The organism is Acidobacteriota bacterium (assembly GCA_003696075.1).
Lineage (GTDB): Bacteria > Acidobacteriota > Polarisedimenticolia > J045 > J045 > J045.
In genome coordinates this window covers 1-14,321 of record RFHH01000122.1, presented here as the reverse complement: position 1 = coordinate 14,321, position 14,321 = coordinate 1, and the positions used below count along the sequence as shown (strand labels likewise).

Sequence of the window (14,321 nt, the reverse complement as noted above, 5' to 3'; positions counted from 1 at the left end):
CGCCATGGCGGGACACAGGGTCGGCGTCTACGTCTGCCACTGCGGGACGAACATCGCCGCTACGGTCGACTGCGAGGCGGTCGCTCGCTGGGCCGGCGAGACGATCGAGGACGTAGCGGTCGCCCGTGATTACAAGTTCATGTGTTCGTCCCTGGGCCAGGCGATGATCGAACAGGACATCCGCGAGCAGAAACTCGACCGCGTTGTCGTGGCAGCCTGCTCCCCCCACCTGCACGAGCGCACCTTCCGCCGCGCCTGCTCCGCCGCGGGTCTCAACCCGTACCTGGTGCAGATGGTCAACATCAGGGAGCAGGTCTCGTGGGTGACCGCGGACAAGGAGGCTGCGACCGCCAAGGCGAGGTCGTTGATCCGAGGGGCCGTCGAGCGTGTCAAGCACCACGTCCCGCTCGTCCCGGAACGCGTGCCTGTGCACCCGGCGACGCTCGTCGTCGGCGGCGGTATCGCGGGGTTGCAGGCGGCGCTGGAGCTGGCGAACGCGGGACATCCCGTCTACCTCGTCGAACGCGAGCCGAGCATCGGCGGCCACATGGCTCAGTTCGACAAGACGTTTCCCACGCTCGACTGCGCGGCCTGCATCTTGACGCCGCGCATGTCGGAGGCGGCCCAGCACGACCGCATCACCCTCTTGACCTACTCCGAGGTGGAGGAAATCAGCGGATCGATCGGGCGGTTCCAGGTGACGATCCGCCGGAAGGCGCGCCACGTCGACGAGGAGAAGTGCACCGGCTGCGGGATCTGCTCCCAGAAGTGCCCGCGGAAGGTCGTCGATCATGTCTTCGAGGCGGGGCTCGGAATCCGCAAAGCGATCTACACTCCCTTTCCCCAGGCGGTGCCTAAGGTTCCGGTCATCGACACCGAGAGCTGCATCTACTTCCAGCGCGGGAAGTGCCGGGCCTGCGAGATCTTCTGCCCGACCGGCGCGATCGCTTTCGACCAGGAAGACGAGACGCTTCAGCTCGAGGTCGGGAACATCATCCTCGCGACGGGCTTCGATCTCTTCGACTGCACGAAGCTTCCCCAATACGGCTACGGGCGCCTGGCGAATGTGTTCACCAGCCTGGAGTTCGAGCGCATGTGCAACGCCGCGGGTCCGACGGGGGGCGAGATCGTACTGCGCGACGGAGTGACCCGGCCGAAGTCGGTCGGCATCATCCACTGTGTCGGGAGCCGGGACCGGCGCACGAATCCTTACTGTTCGGCGACCTGCTGCATGGCGGCGATGAAATTCGGCCACCTCGTGATGGAGAAAACGGGCGCCGACGTTTATAGCTTCTATATCGATCTCCGGCCGAACTTCAAGGACTACGAAGAGTTCTACCAGCGGGTGCTGGAAGAGGGCATGCACTTCATCCGCGGGCGCGTCGCGGAGGTCACGGATGCGGCGCGGCTTCCGGGCGAGGAGGGGAAGCTGATCGTCCAGGTCGAGGACACCCTGCTGGGAGTCCAGCGGCGGATCCCTGTCGACATGGTCGTGCTGATGGGGGCGATGGAGCCGCGGGCCGACGCCCGGGAAATGGCGCTCAAGGCGGGTATTTCCTGCAGCATGGCGGGCTGGTTCACCGAGCGCCACCCGAAGCTGGACCCGGTCGCGACGATGACGGAGGGAATCTTCATCGCCGGCGCCTGCCAGGGCCCGAAGGACATCCCGGCCTCCGTGGCCCAGGGGGCGGCCGCTGCGGCCCGCGTCCAGGGGATGATCAGCCGCGGCGAGGTCGAGCTGGAGCCGGTGGTCGCGTCGATCGACGAAGAGCGTTGCTCGGGTTGCCGCATCTGCAACGCGCTGTGTCCGTTCCAGGCGATTCTGTTCGACGAGGAACGCAGGATCAGCCGCGTCGAGACGGCACTGTGCAAGGGGTGTGGCACCTGCGTCGCGGCGTGCCCCGCTCAGGCGATCGCCGGTGCGCACTTCAGCAGCGAGCAGATCGAGGCGGAGCTGGCCGGTTTGCTGGCAGAGCCGGCGGCCGCCGGAGCATGAGGAGAGACCGATGGCCGAAGGGAGCGGCGAGGGACGGTTCGAGCCGCGGATCGTCGGCTTTCTGTGCAACTGGTGCTCGTATCGCGCCGCCGATCTCGCCGGCACGTCGCGCCGGCGGTACGCGCCGAACGTGCGCTGCGTGCGGGTGATGTGCAGCGGGCGCGTCGAGCCCGGCTTCGTCCTCAAGGCGTTCGCCCTCGGTGCGGACGGCGTTCTGATCGCCGGCTGCCATCCCGGTGAGTGCCACTACATCGAGCAGAACTACAAGACCCTCAGGCGGGTGGCGATGCTTCACCACGTTCTCAAGCGGTTCGGTATCGAGCGCGAGCGGTTGCGGCTCGTGTGGGCGTCGGCCGCGGAGGGGGCGCGGCTCGCTGCCGCGGCCGACGAGATGACGGAGGCGCTGCGGCGACTCGGTCCTCTCCGCTGGCCCGAACGGCGCAGCGAGCGGCCGGAGGCACTGGAGGCGGTGGCACGGACGGCGGCGGAGCACCGGGAGGCGCTGGAGGTGTCGCGATGACCGCGGACAGGCGGAGGAAGCGGGTCCCGGAGAAGAGAAAGCTCGCGCTGTACTGGGCCGCTTCGTGCGGCGGTTGCGAGATCGCGGTGCTCGGTATCAACGAGCGGATCCTCGAGGTCGCGGAGAGCTTCGACATCGTCTTCTGGCCGTGCGTGATGGACGCCAAGGTGCGTGACGTCGAGAGGATGCCGGACGGCTCGATCGACCTGTGCCTTTTCAACGGCGCAATCCGGACGAGCGAGCAGGAGTACATGGCACGCCTCTTGCGATCGAAGTCGAAAGTTCTCGTGGCCTTCGGGTCCTGCGCGCACGAGGGCTGCATACCGGGGCTGGCGAACGTGACCAACCGGGAGGAGATCTTCCGGACGAGCTATCTGGAGGCGCCCAGCGTGGAGAATCCAGCGGGCACGGTCCCGCAGCCGGAGACCGACGTCCCCGAGGGCGTCCTCCGCCTGCCGGAGTTCTATGACACGGTGAAGACGCTCGGGCAGACGGTTCCGGTCGACTACGTGCTACCGGGCTGCCCCCCTGAAGCGGATCGGATCTGGGATGCGCTGAGCGCCGCGATTCGGAGCGAGCTGCCCGAGCCCGGAGGCGTGCTGGGCGCCTCGACGACCGTCTGCGACGAGTGCCCGCGCACGCGTACCGAGAAGAAGAGCGCCCGCTTCCTCCGCCCGTACGAGGTCATCCCCGATCCGGAAACCTGCCTGCTCGAGCAGGGCCTCGTCTGCTGCGGCATCGCGACGCGGGCCGGCTGTGGGGCGAAGTGCCCCAAGGTCAACAGTCCCTGCATCGGGTGCTACGGGCCGAACGACGGGGTGGAGGACTACGGGGCACGGCTGATGGGTGCCCTGGCCTCCGTGATCGATGCGAAGACGGAGGAGGAGGCCCGCCGGATCGTCGAGGAGGGGATCCCCGATCCGATCGGCACCTTCTACCGCTTCTCGCTCGCGGGAAGCCTGCTGCGGGGGACCGCGGGGAAGGTGCGGGAGGCATGAGATGGCGCGCGTTTCGATCGATCCCATCACCCGGCTCGAAGGGCACGGCCGGATCGACATCTTCCTCGACGAGGAAGGGGAGGTCCGGAACGCCTACCTGATCGTCCCCGAGCTCCGCGGCTTCGAGCGTTTCTGCGTCGGACGGCCCGCCGAGGAAATGCCGAACCTGACCGCTCGCATCTGTGGCGTCTGTCCGGAGGCGCATCATATGGCGTCCACGAAGGCGCTGGACGACCTGTGGAACGTCGAGCCGCCGCCGACGGCGAAGAAGTTGCGCGAGCTGTTCTATTCGATCTTCTTCGTCACGGACCACACCACGCACTTCTATGCGCTGGGCGGACCCGACTTCGTCGTGGGACCGGACGCGCCGCCGGAGCAGCGGAACATTCTGGGAGTCGTGGCGAGGGTCGGCCGGGACATCGCCGGAAAGGTCCTGGAGATGCGCCGCATCGGTCACCACCTGATCGAGGCGATCGGAGGGCGGGCCGTCCACCCGAATTGGGGCCTGCCGGGGGGCGTGAGCCGCGGGATCACGGAGGAGCTCCGGCGGGAGATCGAGTCGAGCGGCGAGAAGGCGCTCGAGTTCGCGCGCTTTTCGCTGAAACTGTTCGACGAGATCGTGCTCGCCGACTCCCGCTACGTCGACATGATCAAGAGCGACGCCTATGCCCTCCGGACATACTCGATGGGCCTGGTCGACGAGAAGAAGCGGGTCAACTTTTACGACGGACGGGTGAGGGTGGTCGGGCCCGACGGTTCCGAGCACGCACTCTACGATCCCCGGGATTACCGGGAGTACGTGGCGGAGCACGTCGAGCCGTGGAGCTACCTGAAGTTCCCGTTCCTGAAGAAGGTCGGCTGGAAGGGATTCGTCGACGGACCGGACAGCGGCGTCTACCGCGCGACACCGCTCGCCCGGCTCAATGCTTCGGAAGGGATGGCGACCCCGCTCGCGCAGGAGGAGTACGAGCGGATGTACGACGCTCTGGGCGGCAAACCGGTCCACGCGACGCTGGCCACGCACTGGGCGCGGCTGATCGAACTCCTGTACGCCGCGGAGCGCTGGCTGGAGCTGGCGCGCGATCCGGAGATCACCGGGCCCGAGGTGCGGGCGCTTCCGGAGGCGACGCCCGACGAGGGCGTCGGCTGCGTCGAGGCGCCGCGCGGGACCCTGACCCATCACTACCGCACCGACGAGCGGGGAATCCTGACGATGGTGAACCTGATCGTCGGCACGACGAACAACCACGCGGCGATCGCGATGTCGATCCGCCGGGCGGCGCAGGCGCTGATCCGGAAAGGGAAGAAGGTGACCGAGTCGCTTCTCAACAGGGTGGAGATGGCTTTCCGCGCCTACGACCCGTGCATGGCGTGCGCCACGCACACGGCGTTCGGCCGGATGCCGCTCGAACTGCGCTTGAGGGGCCCGCAGGGCGAGGTGTTGGAGGTCCTGCGGCGCAACATGGACTGACATGCGGGAGCCGGTCGGCCGGACGCTCGTCATCGGACTCGGCAATCCGTTGCTGAGCGACGATGGCGTCGGGTGGCACGTCGTTCGGCGGCTTCGGACGCGCGGGGCGGCGCCAGCGGGAGTCGAGACCTGCTTTTCCAGCAGGGGGGGACTGGCTCTGATGGAACGGATGGTCGGCTACGACCAGGCGGTCGTCGTGGACGCGACGCGCTGCGGGGTCGCGCCGGGAACCGTCCGGTGGTTCGACCCGGAGATGACCGGCCCGCGGAACGCTTCGTCGTCCCATGACGCGACGCTCGCCGCGGCGCTCGAGCTCGGCCGGCGGACAGGAGCGGCGCTCCCGCCGCCGGGCCGGGTGCGCGTGCTGGGGATCGAGGTGATCGACACGGTGACGATCGGGGAGGAGTTGAGCGGGCCTGTGCGCGCTGCTGTCGACGTGGCCGTTCGCGAGCTGGAAGCGGCGCTGGCCGGCACCGAAGGGGAGAGCGGGCGATGCAGATGATCTCGACCGAGCGGTTGCGGCGTTTCCCGATCTTCAGCGGCCTCGACGAGGGCACACTCCGCGAGCTCGCCATGGCGGGACGCGAGGACTCGTTCGCCCGCGGGGAAATCCTCTTCGAGGAAGGCCAGCCGGCCGAGGAACTCTGGCTGCTGACGGCGGGCGAGGCGGACCTGCGCGTCGTGCTTCCCGGCGGCGAGCGGCGCACCGTCGATACGGCCGTGGCCGGCGATCTTCTCGTCTGGTCCGCAGTCGTCCCACCGCACCGCATGCACCTGGAGGGCGTGGCCCGCACCGACGCCCGGGCGCTTCGGTTCCGCGCGGACCGCGTTCGCGAGCTGATGGAGCGCGATCCCTCGTTCGGCTATCGGCTGATGAGAGCGGTCGCGGGAGCCTTGTGCCACCGCCTGGAGGGCACGCAGACGCTGCTGGCGGTGCGGGTCCCTTGACGATCGGACACTCATGGAGCCTCGAATCGAATCGCAGCCGATGCCGAGGAATGACCCGCGGGGAGGTCCGAACCCCGAGGACACACGGGAGAGGACTGCGCAGGGAGGCGCCCGCCTCCGGTCCCGCCGCGCGAGGCGCCGCCCGACGGGTGGCCGGCGGTCCGCCGCGAGCCGGGGCGGTGTCGCCTCGAGGACGGCGTGAACGCTGCGGGCGAGCCCGCGGGCCGGTTTGGTGGAGGAGGGACGATGCACGAGTTCGCGCTGGCCGACGCGGTGGCCGGGGCCGCGGCCGAGATCGCCGCACGGGAGGGGATCCGGCGGGTCACGCGGCTCGAGGTGGGGTTGGGGGAGCTGCAGCGGATCGAGGGCGGGCTGTTCTCCTTCGTCCTGCGGGACGTCTTGGCGCGAGAGGGGGGCGTCCTGGAGGGGGCGGAGGTCGTCATCGAGTCCGTGCCTGCGCGGTGCCGGTGCCGCTCGTGCGGGCGGCGCTTCCGGCCGCTCGAGGGGGAGTGCGGCGAAGAAGCCCGCGAGGCGATCCACCTCGTCCCGGAGCTCGCCCACGCCTTCCTCGCCTGTCCCGCGTGTGGCAGTCCCGATTTCGCGATCGAGGAGGGCCGGGGCGTCGTGCTCCGCCGCGTGGAGGGGGAGCGGTGACCGACCCGCGGCCGTCCGCGGTGGCGCGTCGCCTCGCCGGCGTGAAGGACGTGCTGGCGGTGGGCGGCGGCAAGGGCGGGATCGGCAAATCGCTGACGGCGGCCGGCCTCGCGCTGGCCGGCGCTCGCGAGGGCGCCCGCACCGGTCTGCTCGACCTCGACCTGACCGCGCCGAGCGCCCCGGTGATTCTCGGTGCCCGGCCCCGGTTCCCGGACGAAGCGTTCGGGATCGAGCCGGTCGGCGCCGCCGGCATCCGGCTGATGTCGGCCGGTCTGCTCTCGGGGGCCAGGCCGGCGCCGCTGCGCGGCGCCGAGCGGACCGAGGCGCTGCTCGAACTTCTGGCGATCACGAACTGGGGAGAACTGGACACTCTCCTGCTCGACCTTCCGCCCGGCCTCGGTGACGAGATGCTCGACCTTGTCCGTTTCCTTCCCCGAACGCGGTTCCTCGTGCTCACCACCGCGTCGCCGATCGTCCGGGCCACGGTGCACCGGCAGCTCGACCTCCTCCGGCGGGTCCGGACACGGGTGGCGGGACTCGTTCTGAACATGCGCCGGGAAGGCGGGGAGGAAGCGGCGGCCCGGGAGCTGGCGGAGGCGACCGGGGCCCGGTGGCTCGGAGCCCTGGCCTGGGATCCCGCGGTGGAGGCGGCGGTCGGGAACCCGGGGGCGCTGGCGGAGACGCGCTTCTTCGCCGACGTCAGAGCGCTGTGGAGGCGCCTCCGCTCGAAAGGCGCCGGGCCGCCACCGCCGCCTGCCCCAGGCTGAGGCCCCCGTCGCCGGCCGGGACGTGCCGGTGCACGAAGACCTCGAACCCTTCCCGTTCCAATTCCTCCTCCAGGCGCTCCGACAGGTAGGCGTTCTGGAAGCATCCTCCGGAGAGGGCGACCCGCCCGATGCCCGTTCGACGGCGAAGCCTGCGGGCGGCGACGAGGAGCGCCTCGAGCAGACCGTCGTGGAAGCGCCGCGCGATCAGCCCCGGTGGGCGCCCGCGCCGCACGTCCTCCAGCAACGCGGCCAGTGTGGGGCGCGGCGAGATCACGCCGTCCTCCACCGCGAAGGGATACGGCGGAGGGTTCCCGGCTCGCTCGATCGCCATCTCCAGTTCGATCGCCGCTTGTGCCTCGAAGCTGATCCGCAGCCGGAGTCCGGCCAGCGCCGCGACGGCGTCGAACAAGCGGCCGCAGCTCGACGTCATCGGGACGCGTCTCGACGCGGCGAGCCGCCGGACGGCGGCCACCCGCTCGGGCGGCAGGCGTTCGAACGGCGGGAGCCGGAGCCCCTCGACGCCGCCGTCCAGGTGGCGTTCGAGCCAGGCAATCGCCATCCGCCACGGCTCCCGCACCGCCGCGTCGCCGCCCGGAAGCGGCAGCGGTTCGAGGTGGGCGGCGCGCTCGAAACGCTCGTAGTCGGCGATCAAGATCTCTCCACCCCAGATCGTTCCATCGGGACCGTAGCCGGCGCCGTCGAGCGCGATGCCGATCACGGGGCCCCCCTCGAGCCCGTTCTCCGCCATGCAGGCCGCCACATGGGCGTGGTGATGCTGGACCGGGACCCGGCGAGCCCCGGCGCCTTGGCGGCGGGCCCACACTGTGGACAGGTAGTCGGGATGCTGGTCGTGCGCGATGACCCGTGGCTCGGTTCCTAGCAGGCGGCCGAGGTGCTCGATCGCCTCGCGGAAGAAGCCGAAGGTCTCGAGATTTTCCAGATCGCCGATGTGTTGGCTGGGAAATGCCAGGTCCTCGCGCAGAAAGCAGACGGTGTTCTTCAGCTCGCCTCCGACGCCGAGCACGGGCGGGGCTCGCCACGGCAGGGGGACCGGGACGGGAACGTAACCGCGGGAGCGGCGCAGCGGCCGCGCGATCCCCCGCACGGGGCGCACGACCGAGTCGTCGCAGCGGTGCAGGATCTCCCGGTCATGCAGGAGGAAGGCATCGGCAAGGCCCCGGAGGCGACGCAGGGCCTCCTCGTTCCCGCACGCGATCGGCTCCTCGCTCAGATTGCCAGAGGTCATCACCAGAGCCCGGAAGTGGCCCGTATCGAAGAGGAGCCGGTGGAGGGGCGTGTAGGGGAGGAACACCCCGAGTTCCCGGGTGCCCGGGGCCACCTCCCGGACCACCGGGCAGTCCGGCCGCCGCGGAAGCAGCACGATCGGTGCCTGAGGCGAACGCAGGAGGCGTTCCGCCTCCGGGCTCACCACGACGAAACGGCGCGCGGTGTCGAGCGAGTCGAGCATGACCGCGAAGGGTTTCGCGACGCGCCGCTTTCGCTCCCGGAGTCGACCCACCGCTCCGGCGTCGAGCGCGTCGGCGGCGAGGTGGAACCCGCCCAGCCCCTTGATCGCCAGGACGGCGCCCCCGGCGAGCCGCCGGGCGGCCTCCGCGATCGGATCCACCGCGGCAACGGGACGGCCATCCCGATCCACGAGCCGCACGTGCGGACCGCATGCGGGGCAGCAGGTGGCCTGCGCGTGGAAGCGGCGGTCCTCGGGGTCGCGATACTCCCGCTCGCAGGCTCGGCACATCGGGAAGTCGGCCATGGCCGTCAGCGGCCGGTCGTAGGGAATGTCCCGGGCGATGGTGAAACGGGGGCCGCAGTTGGTGCAGTTGATGAACGGGTAGCGGTGGCGGCGGTCGTTCGGATCTCGCAGCTCGGAAAGACAGTCGTCGCACAGGGCGACGTCCGGCAGGAGAAGGGCGTGCCGCGGCTCGCCGGCCGTGCTCGGGACGATGCGGAATCCGTCGAGCCCGGGATCCGGATCGAGCGGCTCGCTCTCGATGCCGAGGATCAGCGCCAGCCGCGGAGCCTCGCGGGGGAGCCGCTCGAGGAACCTCTCGACGTCAGCAGCCCGGCCCTGGACCTCGATCGCGACTCCGGCGGAGCTGTTGCGCACGGTTCCCGACAGGCGCAGCCGGTCGGCCAGGCGGAACAGAAATGGCCGGAAACCGACCCCCTGGACGATGCCGCGGACCAGGATCCGCCGGCGCGTCAGCATATGCGCGGGAGCTGCTCGCCGGCGAGCATCTCCACCACGCGTGTCGTGCCAAGGCGCGTGCGCAGCACCACCGGAACCTCTGCGCGCGGCACGACCCGCCCGATCCGCGCGGCGTCGCGCCCCAGTGGGTGGGCGCGGAGGGCCGCCAGCGCGGCCTCGGCGCGCTCGCCGGGAACGATCGCGACGAGCTTGCCTTCGTTGGCGACGTAGAGCGGATCGAGTCCGTAGAGTTCGCAGGCCGCCTCCACCGGCGGGCGAATCGGAATCGCCTCCTCGTCGAGCTCGACCGTCACGCCGGAGCTGTCGGCGATCTCGTGAAGGGTGCTGGCGAGGCCGCCGCGCGTCGGGTCGCGCAGGCAGCGGGCATCCGGGCACCGCTCGAGGAGGGCGGAGGCGAGTCCGTGCAGGGGAGCGGAATCGCTGGTGACGTCGGCGCCGAAGCCGAGCTCGTCGCGCGCGGCGAGAACGGCGATCCCATGATCGCCGATCGTTCCGCTGACGAGGACCGCATCCCCGGGCCTGGCGCGAGCGGCGGACAGGTCCGTTCCCTCGCGGACGAGGCCGAGCCCGGACGTGTTGACGAACAGCCCGTCCGCTGCCCCGCGTTCGACGACTTTGGTGTCCCCGGGGACGACGGGAACGGCGACGGCGGCGGCGGCCCGGCGCATCGAAGCCACCACGCGCACGAGGTCGTTTCTCGGAAACCCCTCTTCGATCACGAAGGCGGCCGAAAGGGCGAGCGGCTGCGCGCCGCCGACGGCGAGGTCGTTGACCGTCCCGTGGACGGCGAGGCTGCCGATATCGCCGCCCGGAAAGAAGAGCGGCTTGACCACGAAGCTGTCGGTCGTGAAGGCGAGCCGCAATCCGTTCACCTCCAGAGTCGCCTGGTCCTCGAGACGCGCGAGAATCGGATTGCCGAGGCCGGCGAGGAAAACCGTCTCGAGCAGCCGCCGGCTGAGCCTGCCCCCGCTTCCGTGGCCGAGGAGGATCCGATCCGGCTCGCCGGTGGGGACGGGGCAGGAGAACTTCAGCGGATCGGCATCGGACATCACGCGCCTCCCGCGCGGTAGCGGTAATAGGCCGCGCACGCTCCCTCACCCGAAACCATCGGGGCGCCGAGGGGGTGTTCCGGCGTGCAGCGGGTGCCGAACGCGGGGCATTCGGTCGGCCGGCGCAGTCCCTGCAGCACCTCGGCGCTCCGGCATTCCGCCTCCTCCGCCGCGTCCCCGGGATCGACTTCGAAGCGCCGCGCGGCGTCGAACTTTTCCCACCGCGGTCGAAGCCTCAGCCCGCTCCGCGGGATCGCCCCGATCCCGCGCCAGCGCCGGTCGCAAACCTCGAAAACCTCCGCGACGAGTTCCTTCGCACGTCGATTGCCGTCCCGTCGCGCCGACCGGCGGTACTCGTTGCGGACCTCGGCACGTCCTTCCTCGAGCAGCTCCACCAGCATCGCGAGCGCCTGCATCAGATCGAGCGGCTCGAATCCCCCGACGACGAACGGGACGCCGAAGTCCTCCGCGAGCCGCTCGTAGTCGCGATAGCCAGCGACGGTGCAGACATGGCCCGGGGCGATGAAGCCCTGGACCCGGTTCGCCGGCGAGGAGAGGAGGAGGCGGATCGCCGGCGGGACGAGCACGTGGCCGACGAGAAGGAAGAAGTTGTCGAGGCCCAGCTCGCGGGCCCGGAGGACGGCGAGCGCCGTCGCCGGAGCGGTCGTTTCGAAGCCAACGGCGAGAAAGACGACGTTCCGGTCCGGGCGGCGCCTGGCGAGGGCCACCGCCTCGAGGGGGGAGGCGACGACGCGGACGTCGCCGCCCTCGGCGCGCGCGCCGTAGAGGTTGCCTCGCGAGCCGGGTACCCGCAGCATGTCGCCGAAGGTGGTCAAGATCACACCGGGACGGCGCGCCAGCGCCATCGCCGCGTCGAGCGTATCGACCGGCGTGACACAGACCGGGCAGCCGGGTCCGTGCACGAGCGACAGCGAAGGGGGAAGAAGCTGGTCGAGGCCGTACCGGAGGATGGTGTGCGTCTGCCCGCCGCAGATCTCCATCACCGTCCACGGCCTGGTGCAGCGGGCGGCGATCCGCCGCGCGACGGCGCGGGCGAGGCCGGCGTCGCGGTACTCGGCGACGTACTTCACGGCGGCGCCTCCCCGGCCACCTCCCGGAGCAGCTCGAGGGTGCGCCGGGCCGCCTCTTCGTCGAGACGGGTGAGCGCGAAGCCGGCGTGGACGATGACGTAGTCACCGATGCCCGCCTCCGGGACGAAGTCGAGGCGGACGTCGGAAGCGGCGCCGCCGAAATCGACGCGGGCGAGGCGCTCGTCCTCGCGATCGACGGCGACGATCCGGCCCGGAACGCCGAGGCACATGGCGAACCCTCAGCGCGGGCCAGCGATACGATTATAACTCCGGCGCCCCACTACAGGGGCACGGCGCGACCATCGGTTTCCGGCCGGTTCCGGAAGGCCGGAAGGGAACGCCGCGCGTCCGCGCTAGAATGCGGCGCCGGAGAGCGTTCGGAATCGATGGCCGGGGAGCGTGGACAGCGGGGTGACCGGGCGTCCGAGCCGCGGTGGCGGGCGCGCATCGAGGAGGCGCTCGGGTACCGCTTCCGGAACGTCGCCAATCTCGAACGAGCGCTGACGCACCGCTCGTGGGCTCACGAGCACGGAACCGCGGAACACAACGAGGCGCTGGAGTTCCTGGGCGACGCCGTTCTCGGTTTCGCGGTGGCGGAGCGGATCGTCCGCAAGCGCCCGGACCTCGACGAGGGGGCGATGACGCGGCTGCGCGCCAGCCTCGTCAACACGAGGAGCCTGGCGCGCGAGGCGCGCGCTCTCGGCGTCGGGGAGGCGATGCGCCTCGGCCGCGGGGAGGAGATGAGCGGAGGGCGGGAGAAGGCCTCGCTCCTCGCCGATACGCTCGAGGCCCTGCTGGGTGCCGTCCTGCTGGACGGGGGGATCCGCCCGGTGCGGGCGATCGTCGCTCGTCTCTTCGGGACGCGGATCGAAGCGGCGGCGGCGCGGCGGGCCGCCAACGCCGATCCGAAGACGCGCCTTCAGGAGCTGGCCCAGGCGCGGGGATGGCCGCTGCCGCGGTACCGCTTGCTGCACGAACGAGGGCCCGACCACGCGCGGGAGTTCGTCGTGGAGGTTCTCGTCAACGGCGAGGTCGCGGGACGGGGCGTGGGCACCGCGAAGAAGCGGGCCGAGCAGCGGGCCGCGGAGGAAGCGCTGGCCCGCCTCGCCCCGGGCCGCTGAGCGGTCTCAGTCCTCTTCCGACTGCTGGTCGAGGCGCTCGAGGAAGTCGGTGCCGACCAGGACCTCGCGCGGCCGGCTCCCGTCGGCCGGCCCGATGATCCCGTTCGCCTCTAGCTCGTCGATGATCCGCGCGGCGCGGGAGTAGCCGAGCCGCATCCGCCGCTGGAGAAACGAAGTCGACGCCTGCCCGCTGGCGACGACCAGGCGAAGCGCCTTCTCGTACAGCGGGTCCTGGCCTCCAGGACCGCCCTCGTCGGCACCGGTCTCCGCACCCTCCTGCGGATCGGCCAGCACCGACCGGTCGTATTCCGCCTTCGCCTGCTGCTTGAGCCACGCCACGACTCGCAACGACTCGTCCCCGGAGATGTAGGCACCGTGGATCCGGATGAGCCGGGCGCTGGCCGGCTGGCGGTGCAGCATGTCGCCGGCCCCCAGAAGGCGCTCTCCTCCCGGGCCGTCCAGGATCGTGCGCGAATCGATCTTCGAGAAGACGCGGTAGGCGATCCGCGCGGGGAAGTTCGCCTTGATCGTTCCGGTCAGGATGTCGACGGAGGGGCGCTGGGTGGCGAGGACGAGATGGATGCCGACGGCGCGTGCCTTCTGGGCCAGCCTCGCGATCGCCTCCTCCGTGTCCTGCCGGGTCGTCATCATCAGGTCGGCCAGCTCGTCGACGACGATCACCACCTTCGGCAGCCGCTTGGCCTCGAATTTCTGCGAGCCTTTGCGCGGAATCGACTCGATCGCTTTCTCCACCGCGGCCGGGTCCCGCTCCACCAGCCGGTTGAAGCCGTCGATGTGCCGCGCGTTGCACGATGCGAGCAGGCGATAGCGGCGCTCCATCTCCCGCACCGCCCACTTGAGGGCGTTGGCCGCGAGCGCCATGTCGGTGACGACGGGAACCAGAAGGTGCGGGATGCCCTCGTACAACCCGAGTTCGAGCATCTTCGGGTCGATCAGGATGAACTTCACCTCGTCGGGGCGGGCGCGGTAGAGGATCGAGGTGATGATCGCGTTGAGGCCGACGCTCTTTCCGGACCCGGTCGCCCCGGCGATGAGCAGGTGGGGCATCTTCGACAGGGAGGTGCAGAAGACCTCTCCCGACTGCGTCTTGCCCAGCCCCAGCGTCAACAGGTCGGGCGACCGCCGGAACGTCTCCGACTCGACGATCTCCCGGAAGCTGATCAACTGGCGCTCCCGGTTCGGAACCTCGATGCCGACCGTGGGCCGGCCAGGGATCCGGTCGATCCGGACGCTGTCGGCCTTGAGGGCGAGCGCCAGGTCGTCGGCCAGCGCGGTGATACGGCTCAGCTTGATCCCCGCGTCGGGGCGGAACTCGAAGGTCGTCACCACCGGGCCCGGGTGGATCTCCGTCACCGTCCCGTCCACCGCGAACTCGGCGCAGCGCTCCTCGATCCGGCGGGCGATCGCCAGGAGCTCCTTCCGGCTCACCGGCTCGGCGGGCGGGGGCGGGGAGAGGAG

Annotated in this window: 14 protein-coding genes; 9 read left to right on the top strand and 5 right to left on the bottom strand. The window is 70.6% G+C overall.

Annotation, left to right across the window (positions count from 1 at the left end; translation table 11 throughout):
• Nucleotides 1-4 precede the first annotated feature (4 nt).
• From D6718_08010 to D6718_07975, 8 genes are all read left to right on the top strand, one after another.
• Nucleotides 5-1,996: a CoB--CoM heterodisulfide reductase iron-sulfur subunit A family protein gene (locus tag D6718_08010; GenBank protein ID RMG45259.1), complete on the top strand. Its 1,992-nt coding sequence runs from the start codon at nt 5-7 to the stop codon at nt 1,994-1,996.
• Between the two features lie 10 nt (nt 1,997-2,006).
• Entirely contained in the window at nt 2,007-2,516 is a 510-nt protein-coding gene (locus tag D6718_08005; GenBank protein ID RMG45258.1) for a hydrogenase iron-sulfur subunit, read from the top strand.
• Nucleotides 2,513-3,514 carry an oxidoreductase gene (locus D6718_08000; GenBank protein ID RMG45257.1) on the top strand — a complete coding sequence of 334 codons (1,002 nt, stop codon included), beginning with the start codon at nt 2,513-2,515 and terminating at the stop codon, nt 3,512-3,514. Before D6718_08005 ends, D6718_08000 begins: the two co-directional genes overlap by 4 nt.
• Nucleotide 3,515: 1 nt before the next feature.
• A complete protein-coding gene (locus D6718_07995) occupies nt 3,516-4,985 on the top strand; it encodes a Ni/Fe hydrogenase subunit alpha (GenBank protein ID RMG45256.1) in 1,470 nt (489 codons plus the stop codon).
• A gap of 1 nt (nt 4,986) precedes the next feature.
• On the top strand, nt 4,987-5,487 hold the full coding sequence (locus D6718_07990) for a hydrogenase maturation protease (protein RMG45255.1): 501 nt from the start codon (nt 4,987-4,989) through the stop codon (nt 5,485-5,487).
• On the top strand, nt 5,478-5,933 hold the full coding sequence (locus D6718_07985) for a cyclic nucleotide-binding domain-containing protein (protein ID RMG45254.1): 456 nt from the start codon (nt 5,478-5,480) through the stop codon (nt 5,931-5,933). The genes D6718_07990 and D6718_07985 overlap by 10 nt, the downstream gene beginning before the upstream one ends.
• Nucleotides 5,934-6,179: 246 nt before the next feature.
• On the top strand, nt 6,180-6,587 hold the full coding sequence (hypA, locus tag D6718_07980) for a hydrogenase nickel insertion protein HypA (protein ID RMG45253.1): 408 nt from the start codon (nt 6,180-6,182) through the stop codon (nt 6,585-6,587).
• Nucleotides 6,443-7,354, top strand: a complete 912-nt coding sequence (locus tag D6718_07975) for an ATP-binding protein (protein RMG45252.1) — start codon at nt 6,443-6,445, stop codon at nt 7,352-7,354. The genes hypA and D6718_07975 overlap by 145 nt, the downstream gene beginning before the upstream one ends.
• Here the strand turns inward: D6718_07975 and hypF are convergent.
• Genes hypF through D6718_07955 form a run of 4 tightly spaced genes read right to left on the bottom strand, consistent with a single transcriptional unit; the run spans nt 7,287 to nt 11,951 of the window.
• Nucleotides 7,287-9,581 carry a carbamoyltransferase HypF gene (gene hypF / locus D6718_07970; GenBank protein ID RMG45251.1) on the bottom strand — a complete coding sequence of 765 codons (2,295 nt, stop codon included), beginning with the start codon at nt 9,579-9,581 and terminating at the stop codon, nt 7,287-7,289. The genes D6718_07975 and hypF overlap by 68 nt on opposite strands.
• Nucleotides 9,575-10,630, bottom strand: a complete 1,056-nt coding sequence (gene hypE, locus D6718_07965; GenBank protein ID RMG45250.1) for a hydrogenase expression/formation protein HypE — start codon at nt 10,628-10,630, stop codon at nt 9,575-9,577. The genes hypF and hypE overlap by 7 nt, the downstream gene beginning before the upstream one ends.
• Complete coding sequence (gene hypD, locus D6718_07960) at nt 10,630-11,721, bottom strand: hydrogenase formation protein HypD (GenBank protein RMG45249.1); 1,092 nt, start codon at nt 11,719-11,721, stop codon at nt 10,630-10,632. The genes hypE and hypD overlap by 1 nt, the downstream gene beginning before the upstream one ends.
• Complete coding sequence (locus tag D6718_07955; protein ID RMG45248.1) at nt 11,718-11,951, bottom strand: HypC/HybG/HupF family hydrogenase formation chaperone; 234 nt, start codon at nt 11,949-11,951, stop codon at nt 11,718-11,720. The genes hypD and D6718_07955 overlap by 4 nt, the downstream gene beginning before the upstream one ends.
• 156 nt (nt 11,952-12,107) lie before the next feature.
• On the opposite strand from D6718_07955, the gene rnc reads away from it, so the two are divergent.
• Nucleotides 12,108-12,842 carry a ribonuclease III gene (rnc, locus tag D6718_07950; protein ID RMG45247.1) on the top strand — a complete coding sequence of 245 codons (735 nt, stop codon included), beginning with the start codon at nt 12,108-12,110 and terminating at the stop codon, nt 12,840-12,842.
• Between the two features lie 6 nt (nt 12,843-12,848).
• On the opposite strand, the gene D6718_07945 is transcribed toward rnc, so the two are convergent.
• Nucleotides 12,849-14,321, bottom strand: a 1,473-nt coding sequence (locus D6718_07945) for a DNA translocase FtsK (protein ID RMG45246.1), incomplete at its 5' end; no start/stop codon positions are given.